Raw genomic sequence first — 16,823 nt, 5'->3', positions numbered from 1 at the left:
AACGGGGGCGCGCTGTTTTGCCTGTGCGCGCCCCGCGCTCCTCATTTAGATGACGACGTTCACATCATCATCGATCAAAACAGTATGGTCACTGCCAATAGTGTAGACATCATAAGTCTCATCGCCTTCGCTCACAGTCGCCGTGGTCTTCACAGCGCCAGTGATCGTAACCGTGTCATCATCTCCACCATGGATCACCACAGTGTTGGAGTTTTCCGAGAAGGCCTCGATCTGGTCCAGCGACAGCGTGAGGTTGGTGTCTTCCGCAAAGGTCAGATCAATCGCCTCGATCTCAAGCCCCGCAAATCCTGTGTTAACGCTGCTCATGTCGATATTTGACCCGCTCGGATCATCCAGCGCCATAAAGGTGCTCGAGACGTTGCCCGCGTCATCCGTGGCTGACACAACAAGATGCGATCCGTCAGGAACGGTGCTGTCAAACTCGAAGTCCATGTTTGATCTGATCGCAACCGCATCGTCCGCATCCGCCACAAGCCCGACAGCGCCGCTCTCGTCCACCTCATAAATCGCCTGTGCGTCTTCCGCCGCCGCCACTTGCAAGTTGGTATAGCCACTGTGGTCGCGGGTATAGCCTTCGATTGCGGGGCTATCAGGCAGAACCGCATCAATCTCGATGGTCTGGCGCAGACTGTCAGTATTGCCCGCAGCATCCCGCGCGTTTACGACGATCTCGGCACTGTAGTCTTCCGCCGAGAAGGCTGACGCAGGCAAATCAAGGGTCCAACCCCCGCGGCCATCGACAGTGGCGGTATAGGTCGTTCCGCCAAAATCGACCGTCACAGTCGAGCCGGCTTCCACTTGGCCTGATACAGTGATCCCGTCACGCACCTCTGACGCATTAAAGACAGTGTGGCTGCCCTCCTGCACCGCGCCGCCAACCAGCTCGTTCACATAGGTGTCAAAGGTGACTGTCCGACCATCAGAGGCCACATTTCCTGCACGGTCCGTAACGGCGACTTGAAGCTGATAGCTGTTCTCATCATCCGGCAAGTCGCGGCCCGGGAAGGTCACGCTCCAATTGCCCGCACCATCAACAGATGCGTTGTGGCTCTTGCCATCAATCGTCACAACAACCGCAGTCGAACCCGCCTCTGTTGTCCCGCTGAACGTCACTCCGCCGCTGCGCTCAAGCCCGTTGACCACGTTGTCAGTGGTCACATTGTCCACCGAAACCCCAAGGTTGCGCACCTCGGTATCAACCTCCACAGAGCCCGTCACTGTGCGGCTGTTGCCCGCCGCGTCTGTTGTCGTAGCCGTAATTGGCGCGGTATACTGCCCGGCCTCGATCTGGCTCGCACCAAAGTTGGCCGTCCAGTTGCCGCTTGCGTCCGTCACAACATTCACAGTCGCCGTGCCCATCTGAACTTGGACCAGATTGTTCGCATCCGATGTGCCCCGCACAACCACACCGTCAGAGGCTTCCGCCGCGTTGATGATATTGTCGGTTTCAATCGGCGCACCAGAAAGCGTGAGAGACCCCGCCATATTGTCAACAACCACCGCCTGCGTCAGCGTCGAACTGTTGCCCGCGCCATCTGTGGCGACGGCTGTCATGGTAAAGCTGCCGCCGTTTGATTGCGGTATTTCACTCGCGCCGTAGCTCACGCTCCAGCTGCCGTTTGCCGCCACAGTCGCCGCGCGATCAACCCCCGCAAAGTTGACCATGACAGTCGAACCAGGCTCAACCGTGCCACCAAAGTTGACACCACTGGCCGCCTCGGACGCGTTGACAACGCCATCCGTGCCGCCTGTGGTCGTGTTGATCGTGTAGCTCTCAACCAGCGTGTCAAATTCAACCGTGCCAGTGGTGCTTGAGGTATTGCCGACAGCATCCGTCGCCGTCACAGTCACATTGCCTGTGTAGTCGCCCGTGCGCACTTCGCTGGCCGCGTAACTCGCGCTCCAGTTGCCCTGCGCATCCACAGTGGCGTTGCGCTGCACACCATCAAGGCTCACAACCACGCTTGAGCCGGGCTGCGTTGTTCCCGTCAGAGTCACACCACCGCTATGCTCGGCTTCGTTGATGATCCCGTCTGCGCCGCCATTCGCACCGCCAAACGTAACCTTGCTCACCGTATCCACCACCAGGGTTTCCACTGTGGTGGTCGAGTTGCCATAGCTGTCGGTCGAAACGATGGTCACATCGGCTTCATATTCGCCATCTTTGACTTCACTGGTCGAAAAGCTCACAGACCAATTGCCGTCTTCGCCCACAACCGTTTCATGGGTCACAGTGCCGATGGTCACAGCAAGCGACGCTCCCGCCTCGCCCGTGCCGCTGATCTCAACACCGTCACTATAATCCGCAGCCGTCACAAGGTCGCCGGTCGACTGGACACCCTCCGCCAGATTGACCGCCGGCCCCGTCAAATCTATCGTCACATTCGGCCCCGTAAGCTCGGTGACAGTGCCCCCTACCTCGCTGACAACAACCCCAACCGCATACACCCCGTCAGCAGGGAAGTCATCGCCCACAAAAGTGGCAGACCATGCGCCACTGGCATCAGGCGCAACCGTGACAGCCTTATCCCCGATCGTCACAACCACATCGGAGCCAGGCTCAGCCGTGCCCGTCACTGTCACGCTCTCCTGAGCCGCCGTGACGTCATCGCCACCAATCACAACCGTTCCGCCGTTCACCGTCGGCGCAACATAAGTGGCTGGGCCGCCCGCCTCGCCGCCGCCGCCCGCAACGCCTCCCAAAACGCCAATACCGCCCGCAACAGCCGCCGCCGTTCCGACGCCGCCAAGACCGCCAAGCAGACCAACAGCGCCAAGCATCGACACCTCATCCTCCTGCCCCATGACCGCATGAGCCACTTCGGTGCCATCCACAAAGATCAGATCGTCGCCCGCGCCGTATTTGCCCCAGGTCTCGGCCACGCCATACTGGCCATAAAGCTCACCATTCGCGCCATCCACCAGCGTCACTTCGCTGATGTATGTGTCCGCCGAAACATAGAGCTTCGCAACCGGCGTGCCAGATCCGTCAAAATAATTCTCAAGCAAAATCACGCGCCCGTCGGCCAGCGTGATCTCAAGGTTTGTGCCCGCGCGGCCATAGCTGACAATGTCGCTTTGCCGAAGGTTAAAGGAATACTCCCCACCCGCACTTGCTTGAATTGTCGTAAGAGTTTGGTCCGCCGATACATTTCCACGATCAACAGAACCCGTGCCACCACGGGCAACGAAACTAATCGGTTTCATAAAACACCACCATTTGCCTCAACATGAGCAACGTCATTGAATGCGCCGCTTTTCTGTCACAATCGTTACGCATAAAAAACGCATTTGGATAGGGGCAATTTAGGGGGAACCCGCAAATTATGGCGTCATAGCTGATATTTAGGGGCGTTTTCGTTGCACAGCTGCAACAACTCAACCTCACCCTAGGTCAGCAAAAGCTGCGCCGAGTGCCGTGACGCCCGCCCCCGATCCGCTATGTCAAAAACACCTGCCCCTGCATGGAGTGCGGAATTTTCGCCCCCAAACGGCTCAAAATCGTCGGCGCAAGTTGCAGCTGGTTGATCTCGCTGTCCCGCTCAGGCCCCTGCCCCTCGCCAAAGTAATACATCGCCGTCAGCTGTTGCAAATCATCATGTCCGCCATGATGCCCGCGCGCGTCCTGCCCGTGATCCGCCGTCACAATGATCTCATATCCCATGTCTCGCCACTTATGGATAAACGGCGCCAGCATCTCGTCCATCACAAAACACGCATGATCCATCTCCTGACAATCGTGGAAGAAACGGTGGCCCATGCTGTCGAGCGTGCAAGTGTGCAGCATTCCATAATCCAGCCCAAACCGCGCACATAGATTTGTCAGCGTGCCAAACAGGTCCACATCAGACGGCGTCATCTGGTTGACCAGCCCATAGCCCGTCATGGTGTGAAAGCGCCCATGGTTGATGGTCGCGCTCTCCGGCTCGTCATACTCGATGTCGCGCACATAATCAAAAGGGTGCCTGTTGAAAAATTCGCTCCAGAACGAATGCGCCACAGCCCCCGTCACGCCGCCCGCCTTGCGCACCGCCGCAAAGATGTCCTCTTCCTTGAGACGAAACACATTGCCATTGCCGGTGCAGCCATGCACCTGCGGGCTGACACCGGTATGAATGCTCGCATAGCAACTTGCCGAGATCGAAGGCAAAACCGCACGGTGCACAAAGCGCTGCGCCTCGCCACTCGCTACCCAGCCCTCAAGATTGCCAAACAGACGGTGAAAGTTGCGCAAAGGCACCCCGTCCAGAATAATCAAAAGCAGTTTACGCTTCATCCTCAGCTCTCCCTGGCCAATCTCAGGCGCCTAAATCACGGCCCCATGGCTTTTCTTTTTGCTTAAAATATCCTGGGGAGAGAGGTTCCCAAAGCCTTAGGGCTTTGGAAACCGAGAGGGGCAAAGCCCCTCTCGCAGGGGTCGGATTTTCGCAACGCGAAAAGTCGATCCTCCCTCAATTCCCCGCACTTTCCATCTTGCGGTTGGCAATCACCTCTTCAAGCCACCCCAGCTTCATCTCGGGCACCGAGCTGAGCAACAGGTCGGTATAGTCGTCAAACGGCGGGCTCAAGACCTCGGTCTTGGTGCCATAGCGCACCACTTCGCCCTGATACATCACAGCAATAGAGTCCGCGATGGCGCGCACCGTGGCGAGATCATGGGTGATGAAGAGATAGGCCACATCCTCGATTTTTTGCAAATCCAGCAAGAGCTTGAGAATGCCATCCGCCACAAGCGGATCAAGCGCGCTTGTCACCTCGTCACAGATAATCAGCTTGGGCTTGGCCGCCAAAGCGCGCGCAATACAGACCCGCTGCTTTTGCCCGCCGCTGAGTTCGGCGGGGTAACGGTCCTGAAAGCCCTTGCCAAGCTCGATCTCGTCCAGAAGCTCCTGAATGCGCTTTTGCTTCTCCGCCCCACGCAACCCGAAGTAAAATTCAAGCGGGCGGCCGATAATAGTTCCCACCGTCTGGCGCGGGTTCATAGCCGTGTCCGCCATCTGATAGATCATCTGCAACTCGCGCAAATCGTCCCGTGGCCGCGTGCGCATCACAGGGTTCAGATCGCGCCCCGCAAAATGCACCCGCCCCTCGCGCTGTGGCAAAAGCCCCGTGATCACGCGCGCCAGCGTCGATTTTCCAGAGCCGCTCTCCCCCACAACAGCCAGCGTCTGGCCGGGGTGCACCTCGACATTCACATCTTTGAGAACATCAAACTTCGTGCCCTTGTAGCGCGCTGTTATATTCTCGCAGATCAAGACAGGCTCGCGTGTGGGCTGCTTTTCCTCGTGCTCGATCGAGCGCACAGAGACAAGCGCACGGGTATAGTCTTCTTTCGGTGCGTTGATGATCTGATCCACAGAACCATATTCCACCATATCGCCCATCTTGAGCACCATGATGTCATCAGAGACTTGCGCCACGACGGCCAGATCATGGGTGATATAAAGCGCCGCGACGCCCGTGTCGCGAATGGCCTCTTTGATCGCCATCAAGACATCAATCTGCGTCGTCACATCCAGCGCCGTGGTTGGCTCGTCAAAGACAACAAGGTCAGGCTCGGGGCAAAGCGCCAGCGCCGTCATACAGCGCTGCAATTGCCCACCCGAGACTTGATGGGGATAGCGCTTGCCAATGTTTTGCGGATCGGGCAACCCAAGCTTTTCAAACAGCACAATCGCGCGCGCCTCGGCCTCGGCTTTGGTGAATTTGCCATGGCGGATCGCCGCTTCCGTCACCTGCTCCAAAATCTGTTTCGCAGGGTTAAAGCTCGCTGCCGCCGACTGGCTGACATAGGTGACTTCCCCGCCGCGCAAGGCCCGCAGATCGCCCTTGGAGCTTTGCAAAATATCGCGCCCGTTCACCCAGACTTCGCCACCCGTCAGCTCAACGCCGCCGCGCCCGTACGCCATGCTCGCCAAGCCAATCGTCGACTTGCCTGCGCCAGATTCGCCAATCAGCCCAAGCACTTTGCCTTTTTCCAGATCAAAAGAGACGCCATGGACAATCTCGATATCATGCGGCTTTTCACCCGGCGGATAAACCGTCGCCCCGATCTTGAGGTCGCGCACTCTGACAAAAGCCTCGCTCATCCGCGGCCCCCTTTCAGGCTGGTGGTTCGGTTCAAGACCCAATCCGCCACAAGGTTCACACTGATCGCCAGCGTCGCAATCGCAATCGCAGGGTAAAGCGCAGCCCCGATGCCATAGATAATGCCGTCTTTGTTTTCTTTCACAATCCCGCCCCAATCCGCCAGCGGCGGCTGGACGCCAAGGCCAAGGAAGCTGAGCGTCGAGATAAACAGAACCATAAAGATAAACCTGAGGCCAAGCTCGGCTACAAGCGGGCTCAGGGCATTGGGCAGGATCTCACGAAAAATAACCCACATCCGCCCCTCGCCGCGCAAAGAGGCCGCTTCGACATAATCCATCACATTGATGTCCACAGCCACAGAGCGCGCCAGACGGAAGACGCGGGTGGCGTCCAAAAGCCCCATCACAAGGATCAGAACAGGCACAGTCACAGGCACCATAGCCAGGATCACAAGCGCCAGAATAAGCGAAGGGATTGCCATCAAGAGATCGACCAAGCGGCTCAGGAGCTGATCGGCCCAGCCGCCCAGAACAGCGGCCAGAAAGCCCAGCGTCGAGCCGGTCACAAAGCTCAGGATCGTGCCCGCCGTAGCGATAAAGATCGTCGTTTGCCCGCCATAGATCATCCGCGTGAGAAGATCGCGGCCAATGTTATCTGTGCCCAGCAAATGCGCCGCACTCGCAGGCTCCCAGACATCGCCAACAACCTCGGCCATACCATAAGGCGCCACAAAGCCCGCAAAGATGGCCACGAAGAAATAGGCCCCCGTGATGATCAGGCCAATGAGGGCCGAAAAAGGAATGTTCTTGATCATTTCGGATGCCTCAATCTTGGGTTCGCAAGGATCGAAATAATATCCGCAAGCATATTAAGGCCAATGTAGATCGCCGCAAAGATCACGCCGCAGGCCAACACAACAGGCACATCGCGCTTCGTCACCGCATCGACGAGAAACTGCCCCATACCAGGATAAACAAACACAACCTCGATCACGACCACCCCAACCACAAGATAGGCAAGGTTGAGCATCACAACGTTCACAATCGGGCTGACCGCATTTGGAAAGGCGTGTTTGGCAATCACATTGAACACGCTTAAGCCCTTAAGCTCGGCGGTTTCGATATAGGCCGATTGCATCACATTCAGGATCGCCGCACGCGTCATCCGCATCATATGGGCCAAAACGACGAGCGTCAGAACCATAACAGGTAGCACAATCGACTGAAGCTTTTGCCACAGAGACATATCATCATTGATCATCGCCAGAGCCGAGCCAAAGCCAAGCTTCACCGCGAGGAAATAGACCAGCACATAGCCGATCAGAAATTCAGGAATAGAAATCGTCGTGAGTGTCACGCCCGAAATCAGCTTGTCAGGCCAGCGGTTGCGATAGCGCACCGCCAGAAGCCCAAGGAAAATCGCCAGCGGAACAGAGACAATCGCCGCCCAGAAGGCCAGAAACAGCGTATTGCCCAACCGCTTGCCAACGCTGTCGGCAATATCAAGACGATTGATAATCGAAACGCCCATATCGCCTTGCAAGATGCCGCCAAACCACTCGAAATACCGCGTCGTGGCGGGGCGGTTGAGGCCCATTTCCTCGCGCAGGTTGGCAAGGCTCTCAGGCGTGGCCGCTTGGCCCAAAACAGCCTGCGCCGCATCCCCGGGCAAAGCTTCGGTCAGGCCAAAAATCAGCACAGAGGCGGCACAAAGGAGGAGTATGCCCAGCGTTAACCGCTGGGCAATCAGTTTTATGATCGGGTGCATAATGCTCTGTTCCGCTTATGCAAACCAGGTCTTGCGTGTGATATAGCCGTTCATCAGCTCGGCGTTCGGGTCGGTTTCCCAGCCCATCACGTCATTGCTGACCGCATCGACAAAGTCGTTGAACATCGGACAGATCAGACCGCCCGTGTCACGCACGATATATCCCATCTTCGAATACATCTCTTTGCGCTTGCCCGCGTCAAGCTCGGCACGCGCCTTCACAAGCAGATCGTCAAACTCGGCGTTCTTGAACTTGGTGTCGTTCCAATCCGCCGTCGAGAGATAGGCTGTCGTATACATCTGGTCCTGCACAGGACGACCGCCCCAATAGCTCGCGCAGAACGGCTGCTTGTTCCAGACTTCTGACCAATAGCCATCATTCGGCTCACGCTTGATTTCAAGCGGAATACCCGCTTGTGCTGCCGTCTGCTGGAACAGCGCCGCCGCATCAACAGCCCCCGGGAAGGCCCCATCTGCAACCCGCAAGATGATCGGGCTGCCATCATGGCCAGACTTTTTGTAATGCTCCGCCGCTTTGGCGAGGTCAAACTCACGCTGCGGGATGCTCGCATCAAACAACGGATAGGCCGCATTGATCGGCATATCATTGCCCACAGAGCCATAGCCTTGCAAAATCTTCTCAACGATTTCTGAGCGGTTGATCGCATATTTCAGCGCCATCCGCAGCTCGTTGTTGTCAAACGGCGCTGTGTCCGCGTGCATGATAAAGACATAATGCCCACGCCCCGGGGTCGAGTTCACAGTCAGGTTTGGCGCGCGGCCAAGAAGACCGGCGATCTTGGGCTCCACGCGGTTGATAGCATGAACTTGGCCCGACTGAAGCGCCGCTGTCCGCGCGGTCGCGTCATTGATCACAATGATTTCAACGCCATCATAATGCGCCGCATCGCCCCAGTAATTTTCGTTGCGCGAATAGACATGGCGCACGCCGGGTTCATCGGCTTCAAGCTTGAACGGCCCCGTGCCAATGCCCGCAGCAGGATTGTCCATGCCGCCATTTGGCTGGATGACAAGGTGATAATCCGCGATCAGATAGGGCAAATCCGCGTTGGCTTCGTTCAGCTCGACTTTGAGTGAATCGCCGTCAATGCTGACGTTTGAAATCCCGTTCATAATACCAAGAGCACCAGATTTTGACTCCTCGTTGGAGTGGCGCTCCATCGTTTGAAGCACATCCTCTGGCGTCATGGTCTTGCCGTTGTGAAACTCGACATCCTTACGGATTTTGAACATCCAGGTCTTCGCGTCCGCCGAGCTCTCGACAGATTCCGCAAGCCGGTTCTCGATGCTTCCGTCTGCAGAGACTTCGACAAGCGTTTCGCCAAACTGGCGGCCGTTGTGATAAGGCACTTGGCTCGCATATGTCGCAGGATCAAGCGAGTTTGTGCTTTCGCCACCGACAGATCCGAGCTTGAAAACGCCGCCCTTTTTGGGCGTGCTTGCCGCAGCCGTATTTGCCAACATTGAGTTGGCCGCAACCGCCGACACACCCAATGCACTGGCTTTGCCCATAAAGTCACGGCGCGAAAGCTTGCCTTCAGCCACGCGTTTTTTCAGATAATCAAGTTCGTTGGTCATTCTCTTCTCCCGTTGAATGTCTCGCCGCTTCGAGGCGGCTTTTTTTGATTGCTGAGTCAAGGAAAGCCGATTGCGCCTGAGACAGCAAGGTTTTTCTCGTGACAGTTTTGTTATGACGCTCACATCATATCGCGCGCAATCGCCTCTTCCACATCGCGCGCATAGATCAGAACGTTGTTCTCATAGGCCTCAAGCCGCCCGCTCACATAGAAGGTGGCACCGTCACTTTTCATCTCGGCAAAGGTTTCCGTGCGCAATATTATGTCGTCGCGCTCGGTTTCTTCTGTCCAATGCGTGCGCCCAAACGCCGAAAGCGGATCATCAGGGTGAATCACCCATGTCTCCCGTGAGACGCCGCCGCTCACAAGCCCGTGCGCCGCGTCACGCCGCTTGCCGAAATCATCGTTGATGATCAGCGTAATCTGCCCCGTCTCATGGTCAATCTCTTGGCGTTTCTCGTTGCGCGGCGGGCGCAGCTCTTCGGTCTGCCAGCCCGCAGCGCCCTCCACGTCTTCAAAGCTCCACTCGTCAGCTTCAGCCAAAGCGCGCTCAGGCAAGCCAAGCGTCCCCGCCGTCACAGTCACCCGGCCCGCTTCGGGCGACGGCCAGATCAGAGGCCAGTAAGCCGTTGAAATAGAAACCGCAATTTTATGGCCCTCAGGCACCCGATAGGCAATATGATCAAGCTCAAGCGCAATCTCGACAGCCTCGCCCAAAGGCATCTCTTCGGGGCTGGCCGAGCTCGTGCGATGTGTGAGGTTCAAAACCCCAAAGCTGATCCGCGTGCGCGCCCCGTCAGGGTGCACATGGTTGAGCCGCACAGCGATTTGCCCCTGCGCCGTCTCGCTCGCCAATGTGAGGCGCAGCTTGGGCCGCCCGACAATATCGACAGAGCGCGCAAGCGCAGGCCCCGTCCAAACCGCAGAATAAAGATCATCCACGCGCTGATCATCAGATAGCTCGGGGCCACGCCCAATCGCGTAATATTCCCCGCCACCCAGCCCGCAGTGCTGCGGCGAGGCGATTGTGGCGCGTGTTTCGCCCTCGCGCCCCAACTGCCCGTCAGGGCCAAGCGGATAATCGCGCATCTCCCCGCCCGTGGCGCTCTCTGCAATCCAGACGCCCTCCCGTGGCTCGTTAAAGCGGCTGGGGCGATAGCCCTCCATGACATAGCCGCGAAACGCGGGGTCACTGTCCACGCCCGTCTCGATCCCCTTGAGCCACTTGTCCCACCAGCGCTTGGCCTCCTGCAAGAAGCCGATGCGCGGCTCGGGCGTGGCAATATGCGGGTAAAGATGCACCCACGGCCCGCTGATCCCTTTGGCACCTTCAATGTTGTCAACCAGAGCTGGCACGGCGTTCTTATAGCCGTCCGCCCAGCCCCCGATGGCCAAGACCTTGGCCTTGATGCGGCTGAAGTCCTCGCAGACAGAGCCATGTTGCCAAAAGGCGTCGCGCCGCTGGTGCTTGAGCCAGTTGGCAATGAGAAACGGCTCGCGCTCCAGCCGCTCCAGCCAGATCTCGCGCCAGTCCTTGCGCAAGGTAGGGTCAGGCGGGCGGCTCGAATAGGCCCACATGGTCGAGGACCACGCAAGGTTTTCATTGAGCAAACACCCGCCCTTATAGTGAATATCATCCGCAAAGCGGTCCACCGTCGAGCAAATCGAAATCACCGCCTTGAGCGGTTCGGGCTGCAAATAGGCTGTCTGCAGGCAGTTAAATCCGCCCCAGCTGATCCCCTGCATCCCGATGTGGTCCGTGCACCACGCCTGCGCCGCGAGCCAGTGGATCACCTCGACAGCGTCATCAAGCTCTTGCTGGGTGTATTCGTCTTCCATGTGGCCATAGCTGTCGCCATTGCCGCGCATATCAACCCGCACCATGGCATAGCCCCGTGCCGCCATCCACGGATGGCTGGTCTCGTCGCGCGCGCAGGTCCCGTCGCGCTTGCGATAGGGCAAATGCTCCAAAACCGCCGGCACAGGGTCTTCCCCCGCATCCACAGGCATCCACACCCGCGCCGAAAGGCGCACCCCGTCAGACATGACAATCCCCAGATCAGGGATATCAATGATCTCTCTTAAACCTTGCTCGCTCATACTGCGAAGTCTGACCCCCTGCACACCAAAGTCAAGCGCGCAAACCTAGCCCGCCAGCCGAAACGGCTCGGCCTGCGCCTCGGCACTGTCAGGAGCCTCCGCTTTGTCGCCCTCGCCCCATGTCATACTGATCGCACAATAGGGCTTGCCGCCATAGTCGACAGGCGACCCCACAACCGCAGCCTCAAAACCGATCCCCCGCACGATTGCGTCAAAGTTTTTGCGGGTAAAAGCCAGAAGCTCGACCGCTCCCACCTCCTCCAAAAACTCGGCAATGGTGAGGAAAAGCGCGGTCAGCGCGGGCTTGCCAGAAGCCTCCAAACGGCTCACTTCCCAAATATCGCGCTCTGTCGGGGCGACACGGCTGCCCAGGATGGTGGCCGGAATTCCGGGCAACAACCCCAAAGTGGCGTCGCGCATCATGTAGCTATACTCGTGAACGCCGTAAGACACCCGCGCCGATGTCGGCAAAAGCCGCGCATAGCCCTCGACCTGCCCGTCGCGCTCGATCAAAATGTAAACCGTTTCGGCGCGGTCATATTGATCCTGCTCGATATGCGCACTGCGCGGGATATCCCACCCAAGCTTGTCGTGAAACAACACCCGACGCTTGCGCAGGTGTTCATGCACCAAAGCCCCGTAAACACCACGGTTTTGGTCACTCACGACAATACGATTCCACATAACACAGCCCCCCAGTCGGCCCCGAGCGCAAAGATTTCATACACAGCAGCCCCCTCAAGAGACACAACCTTGAGTTGCATTGCAAGTCAAAAGAATGCGCGCCCTCAACAGCGGCCACAGGCGTGGCTGCGCCACCGCCGTCAACTCCAAGCTCAGGGATGAGATTTCAGTCGGGTGTGGTGTCAGTCAGCTCGTTGAGCAGATCCAGCAGCGCATCAAGCTTTTGCTGGCCGACACGCTCGCGCAACTGCTCGGCAATCACAAGGCTCTCGGGCTGGGCGGCCACCAACATATCGCGCCCCTCTTGCGTGATCCGGACCTGCACACGACGGCGATCCTCAGGATGACCCTTGCGCGCAATCAGCCCCTTTTTCTCCAGAAGCTGCATGATCCGCGTCAGCGACGGGTTGAGCAAACAGGCCGCCTCGGCGATCTCTTTGGGGTCCATCATGCCGCGCTCGTCCAGCACACGCATCACCCGCCACTGCTGTTCGGTCACGCCGATCTTGGCAAGCAACTGCCGGTAAGGCGCCATAATCGCCTCCCGCCCCCGCAACATAGCAATGGGCAAAGACCGCCCCGTGCTTGGAAGAAGGTTGGCCGCCGTGCCGTTCTGGTCTGGATCCGTGTCACTCATGCGCCCCTTTATGCGCAATGTGGGCTTTTGAGCAAGCAGTTTAGATGTCACAGCGCGCAGCGACGGCTCTTGCGGCGCACCCGCTTTCGAATTTGCTTCGCAAATCCGACCGAAGCGAGAGGGCGCTGCCCTCTCGCGCTCTCCCGGGATATTTCCAGAAAGAAAAAGGTGAAGAGGCCTTGCCCACTTCCCTGCCCCGTTCTCCTCTGCCATACTAGGGCAAACCTATAACAAGACGAGCAGCGACATATGTCAGACGATCTTCTTTCCGGCGCGGGCGCCAGCCCCGACAGCTACGACGCATCCTCCATTCAGGTGCTTGAAGACATGGAGCACGTCCGCCTGCGCCCCGGGATGTATATCGGCGGCAAGGACGACCGCGCCCTGCACCATATGGTTGCCGAAATCATCGACAACTCGATGGATGAGGCCGTCGCAGGCCACGCCACATGGATCGAAGTCGAGCTCCATGAAAACGGCCATGTGTCTGTGCGCGACAATGGCCGCGGTATCCCGACAGGGCCGCACCCCTCTGATCCGAACAAATCCGCGCTTGAGATTATCTTCTGCACGCTCAACGCGGGCGGCAAGTTTTCGGGCGACAGCTACGAAACATCGGGCGGCCTGCACGGCGTCGGCTCCTCCGTCGTCAACGCGCTCTCAGATCATTTGCGCGTCGAAGTCGCGCGCAACAAAGAGCTGTTTGCTATGGAGTTCTCCCGTGGCGTGCCACAAGGCAAGCTCGCCAAGATCGGCGCCGCACCCAACCGCCGCGGCACCTCTGTGACCTTTCACCCTGACGCCGAAATCTTCGCCTCTCTCAAGCTCAAGCCTGCCCGCCTCTTTGCCATGGCGCGCTCCAAGGCCTATCTCTTCTCTGGTGTCGAGATCCGCTGGAAGACTGCGCAAACAGACGGCGACACCCCCAAGGAAGCCACATTCCACTTCCCAGGCGGCTTGGCGGACTACCTCAAGGAAGTCATGGGCGGCGCAACCACCTATTCGGAAAATCCCTTCGCAGGCACAGTATCTTTCGAGAAGTTCGAACGCCCCGGCAAAGTCGAATGGGCGATCAACTGGACGCCCTCCCGCGACGGCTTCATCCAGAGCTATTGTAACACCGTGCCCACCCCTGAGGGCGGCACACATGAGGCAGGCTTCTGGGCCGCGATCCTCAAGGGCATCAAAGCCTACGGCGAGCTTGTCGGCAACAAAAAGGCCGCGCAAATCACCCGCGAAGACCTCACCACAGGCGCAGGCGCGCTTGTGAGCTGCTTCATCCGCGAGCCAGAGTTTGTCGGCCAGACCAAAGACCGCCTCGCCACCGTGGAAGCGCAGCGCATGGTCGAAAACTCGGTGCGCGATCACTTTGACAACTGGCTCGCCGCCGATACCAAATCCGCAGGCGCGATCCTTGATTTCTTGGTGCTCAGAGCCGAAGAACGCCTGCGCCGCCGCCAGGAAAAAGAGACCTCGCGCAAAACCGCCACACAAAAGCTGCGCCTCCCCGGCAAGCTCACCGACTGCTCCTCCAAGAGCCGCGAGGGCACCGAGCTCTTCATCGTGGAAGGTGACTCCGCTGGCGGCTCCGCCAAAATGGCCCGCGACCGTCGCAACCAAGCGCTCCTGCCCCTGCGCGGCAAAATCCTCAACGTGCTCGGCTCGGCCTCCTCCAAGATCGGAACCAATCAGGAAATCGCCGACCTGACCCAAGCGCTTGGCGTCGGCCTCGGCACCAAATTCAACGTTGATGATCTGCGCTATGACAAAGTCATCATCATGACAGATGCCGACGTCGACGGCGCCCATATCGCCGCGCTCCTGATGACCTTCTTCTTCACCCAGATGCGCCCGATGATCGACCATGGCCACCTCTACCTCGCCTGCCCGCCCCTCTACCGCCTGACGCAGGGCGCGCGCCGCCTCTATGTGGCGGATGACGCCGAAAAAGACCGCATGATGGACAAGGGCCTCGGCGGCAAAGGCAAAATTGACGTGCAGCGCTTCAAGGGCCTTGGCGAAATGGACGCGAAAGACCTCAAAGAAACCACGATGGACCCGAAATCACGCAAACTGATCCGCGTGACGATTGACGAGGACGAACCGGGCCAAACAGGCGATCTGGTCGAACGGCTGATGGGCAAGAAGCCCGAAATGCGCTTCCAGTATATCTCCGAAAACGCGCGGTTTGTTGAGGAGCTGGATGTTTAAGGCTGACGACTAAGCTCCCTCATTCCGCTGGAGAAAATTTCATTTTGCCGCTCCGTGTCGGTAATGACTTCATCATGCGCAGCTTCCCAAAGAGCTTTTACTTCATTAGCACTCAAAACTTCGATACTAATTTTACGATCTCGGTTCGCGGGGTCTGAAACACTTGATGAATGATCATTTCCGTCGCATTTTGAAATATGCTGTTGCATTGCAAAAGCGAGACTACCTTCTTCATAGAAATAAACCCTTCCACCACGGTATGGAGCCCAACTGGGCCGAATAGCTCGCTTTTTGCCGTGGTCGAAGCTTACGTAGCCTACTTCTCCAATTTTTGTGCCATGGTAACGAAACGAAATAAGGATAACTTGACTTCCTTTTGGTAGGCTATGCCCAACCTCTCCCCTGACCCACTCTTCATCGAGAGCTTCTGCATCATCGTCAAATTTATAGGTATACTCAGGGAAAGCGTTGTGAAAATAGATGCCGCTTTCCCAAGACTTCCAGCTACCTTCATCTTTCAGTAAATGCTTCAATCGCTCGTAGGGTTCAAGGTTAAGCCCAAACCTTTCCCTAAACATGACTTCAACCTGATCTGATGAAGCGGATTTATCTATTGGCGTATTGGTGTCTTCAATTCGTGAATAAATCGCAGGAAGAACAGTGACCCCCCTACACCTATAACACTCCAATAGTCGATATGGCTTTTCAGGCTTGTCAGCTATCTCTAGGACATCAATATTTTTCCCACTTGAGCTCACGCTCCACAGTCGTAACGTAGGAGTGCGTCCGGCCTCGAATTTGCTAGCTATGTCCCGAAAGAAGCTCACCAGATCAGCCTGATTAAGCCTATTTTCTTGTGGAACTCCAACTATCCCAAATGTTTTATCCTCGATGCCGTAGACCAAATACCTACTGCCAACCCAATCAGCGTTAGCGAGACATAGAACATCGTGAACAAGCTCAGCTTTGTTTTCGTGATGCTTCTGCTTAAAATCCCAATACACACCTTCGCGAGTTCTTGAGATCAAGTCTGAAACAAGTCTGAGAGTGTCTTTTTCCTTCATGCGTCTAGGCTCACTTTAACTCTTAAATCGAACTGTCAGCAATCTTTAGAAAGTGAGCACAACTAAGCAAGGCTAGAAATTGGCATCACACGCCAAAGAGGAGCCTCAACATGGCTACGGCCCACTTTCAGGACCATACCACCGCACGCTCCCTTAATCCCCCCTCACCGCCGCAAGACCCATTCCCCTGGTGCACGCTTTGTGCACGCCTTGTGCACGCTTTTCACCCCCTTCCCAAATCGCCAAAATCACCGCGTTAACCCTCTCGCCAGCTCGGCGGGTTCCCGCTACTCTCCCCCCATGCGCCTCATTGCCCTCGCCCTCATCCTCTTCCTCGCAGCCTGCGGCCGCCCCCTCACAACGGGCGAAACGGCGCTGCTGTCCCAGCTCTACGGCGAGAGCTTCGCAACAGAGCGCGCCCGCCTGCACAACGGCGCGCTGGTCGGCTCGGTTACCTTCAAACGCAAGAAGCGCCCCCGCCTCACCTGCCGCGAGCGCATCTTCCCCGAGGGCCGCGACGAGATCGTCACAACAAGCCCCGCTGCGGTGGCGCTCTTCAATCATGTGTTCTTCTCCAAGCCCTTCTTTTCAAAAGACTATATGCATGGCTACCCGGAGAGCATGAGCTTGTATGCCGCCATGCTTCTCGCC

The 16,823-nt window shown here is 57.5% G+C and carries 11 protein-coding genes; 1 reads left to right on the top strand and 10 read right to left on the bottom strand.

Features of this window, described 5'->3' with window-relative positions; genetic code table 11:
• Positions 1 to 45: 45 nt before the first annotated feature.
• From ACTF58_RS07695 to hpaR, 9 genes are all read right to left on the bottom strand, one after another.
• Entirely contained in the window at positions 46 to 3,228 is a 3,183-nt protein-coding gene (locus ACTF58_RS07695; protein WP_438991386.1) for an Ig-like domain-containing protein, read from the bottom strand.
• 232 nt (positions 3,229 to 3,460) lie between these two features.
• Positions 3,461 to 4,297 (bottom strand): alkaline phosphatase family protein, encoded by an 837-nt coding sequence (locus tag ACTF58_RS07690; RefSeq protein WP_438991385.1) that lies wholly within the window; start codon positions 4,295 to 4,297, stop codon positions 3,461 to 3,463.
• 175 nt (positions 4,298 to 4,472) lie between these two features.
• Positions 4,473 to 6,110, bottom strand: coding sequence for an ABC transporter ATP-binding protein (locus ACTF58_RS07685; RefSeq protein ID WP_438991384.1), 1,638 nt, complete (start codon positions 6,108 to 6,110; stop codon positions 4,473 to 4,475).
• A complete protein-coding gene (locus ACTF58_RS07680) occupies positions 6,107 to 6,922 on the bottom strand; it encodes an ABC transporter permease (RefSeq protein ID WP_438991447.1) in 816 nt (271 codons plus the stop codon). Before ACTF58_RS07680 ends, ACTF58_RS07685 begins: the two co-directional genes overlap by 4 nt.
• Positions 6,922 to 7,878 (bottom strand): ABC transporter permease, encoded by a 957-nt coding sequence (locus ACTF58_RS07675; RefSeq protein WP_438991383.1) that lies wholly within the window; start codon positions 7,876 to 7,878, stop codon positions 6,922 to 6,924. Before ACTF58_RS07675 ends, ACTF58_RS07680 begins: the two co-directional genes overlap by 1 nt.
• 15 nt (positions 7,879 to 7,893) lie before the next feature.
• Positions 7,894 to 9,477, bottom strand: coding sequence for an ABC transporter substrate-binding protein (locus ACTF58_RS07670; protein ID WP_438991382.1), 1,584 nt, complete (start codon positions 9,475 to 9,477; stop codon positions 7,894 to 7,896).
• 119 nt (positions 9,478 to 9,596) lie between these two features.
• Positions 9,597 to 11,576, bottom strand: coding sequence for a CocE/NonD family hydrolase (locus ACTF58_RS07665; protein ID WP_438991381.1), 1,980 nt, complete (start codon positions 11,574 to 11,576; stop codon positions 9,597 to 9,599).
• Between the two features lie 45 nt (positions 11,577 to 11,621).
• Positions 11,622 to 12,260 carry an acyl-homoserine-lactone synthase gene (locus ACTF58_RS07660; RefSeq protein WP_438991380.1) on the bottom strand — a complete coding sequence of 213 codons (639 nt, stop codon included), beginning with the start codon at positions 12,258 to 12,260 and terminating at the stop codon, positions 11,622 to 11,624.
• A 166-nt stretch (positions 12,261 to 12,426) separates the two neighbouring features.
• Positions 12,427 to 12,897, bottom strand: coding sequence for a homoprotocatechuate degradation operon regulator HpaR (gene hpaR / locus ACTF58_RS07655; protein WP_438991379.1), 471 nt, complete (start codon positions 12,895 to 12,897; stop codon positions 12,427 to 12,429).
• A 249-nt stretch (positions 12,898 to 13,146) separates the two neighbouring features.
• Between hpaR and parE the strand changes: the two genes are divergently transcribed.
• Positions 13,147 to 15,108, top strand: a complete 1,962-nt coding sequence (gene parE, locus ACTF58_RS07650; protein WP_438991378.1) for a DNA topoisomerase IV subunit B — start codon at positions 13,147 to 13,149, stop codon at positions 15,106 to 15,108.
• On the opposite strand, the gene ACTF58_RS07645 is transcribed toward parE, so the two are convergent.
• A complete protein-coding gene (locus ACTF58_RS07645) occupies positions 15,105 to 16,172 on the bottom strand; it encodes an RNA-binding domain-containing protein (RefSeq protein WP_438991377.1) in 1,068 nt (355 codons plus the stop codon). The two genes, parE and ACTF58_RS07645, sit on opposite strands and share 4 nt — an antisense overlap.
• Positions 16,173 to 16,823: the final 651 nt, after the last annotated feature.

Source organism: Lentibacter sp., from assembly GCF_965657785.1.
In the GTDB taxonomy this organism is placed as follows: Bacteria; Pseudomonadota; Alphaproteobacteria; order Rhodobacterales; family Rhodobacteraceae; genus Lentibacter.
The sequence above is the reverse complement of the archived record's forward strand: the minus strand, read 5'-3'. Positions and strand labels throughout refer to the sequence as shown.

Coding starts and splice junctions, on each gene's coding strand:
- parE (WP_438991378.1), top strand. CDS start 13,147: ATGTCAGACGATCTTCTTTCCGGCGCGGGCGCCAGCCCCGACAGCTAC.
- ACTF58_RS07675 (WP_438991383.1), bottom strand. CDS start 7,878: ATGCACCCGATCATAAAACTGATTGCCCAGCGGTTAACGCTGGGCATA.
- hpaR (WP_438991379.1), bottom strand. CDS start 12,897: ATGAGTGACACGGATCCAGACCAGAACGGCACGGCGGCCAACCTTCTT.
- ACTF58_RS07695 (WP_438991386.1), bottom strand. CDS start 3,228: ATGAAACCGATTAGTTTCGTTGCCCGTGGTGGCACGGGTTCTGTTGAT.
- ACTF58_RS07670 (WP_438991382.1), bottom strand. CDS start 9,477: ATGACCAACGAACTTGATTATCTGAAAAAACGCGTGGCTGAAGGCAAG.
- ACTF58_RS07645 (WP_438991377.1), bottom strand. CDS start 16,172: ATGAAGGAAAAAGACACTCTCAGACTTGTTTCAGACTTGATCTCAAGA.
- ACTF58_RS07665 (WP_438991381.1), bottom strand. CDS start 11,576: ATGAGCGAGCAAGGTTTAAGAGAGATCATTGATATCCCTGATCTGGGG.
- ACTF58_RS07690 (WP_438991385.1), bottom strand. CDS start 4,297: ATGAAGCGTAAACTGCTTTTGATTATTCTGGACGGGGTGCCTTTGCGC.
- ACTF58_RS07660 (WP_438991380.1), bottom strand. CDS start 12,260: ATGTGGAATCGTATTGTCGTGAGTGACCAAAACCGTGGTGTTTACGGG.
- ACTF58_RS07685 (WP_438991384.1), bottom strand. CDS start 6,110: ATGAGCGAGGCTTTTGTCAGAGTGCGCGACCTCAAGATCGGGGCGACG.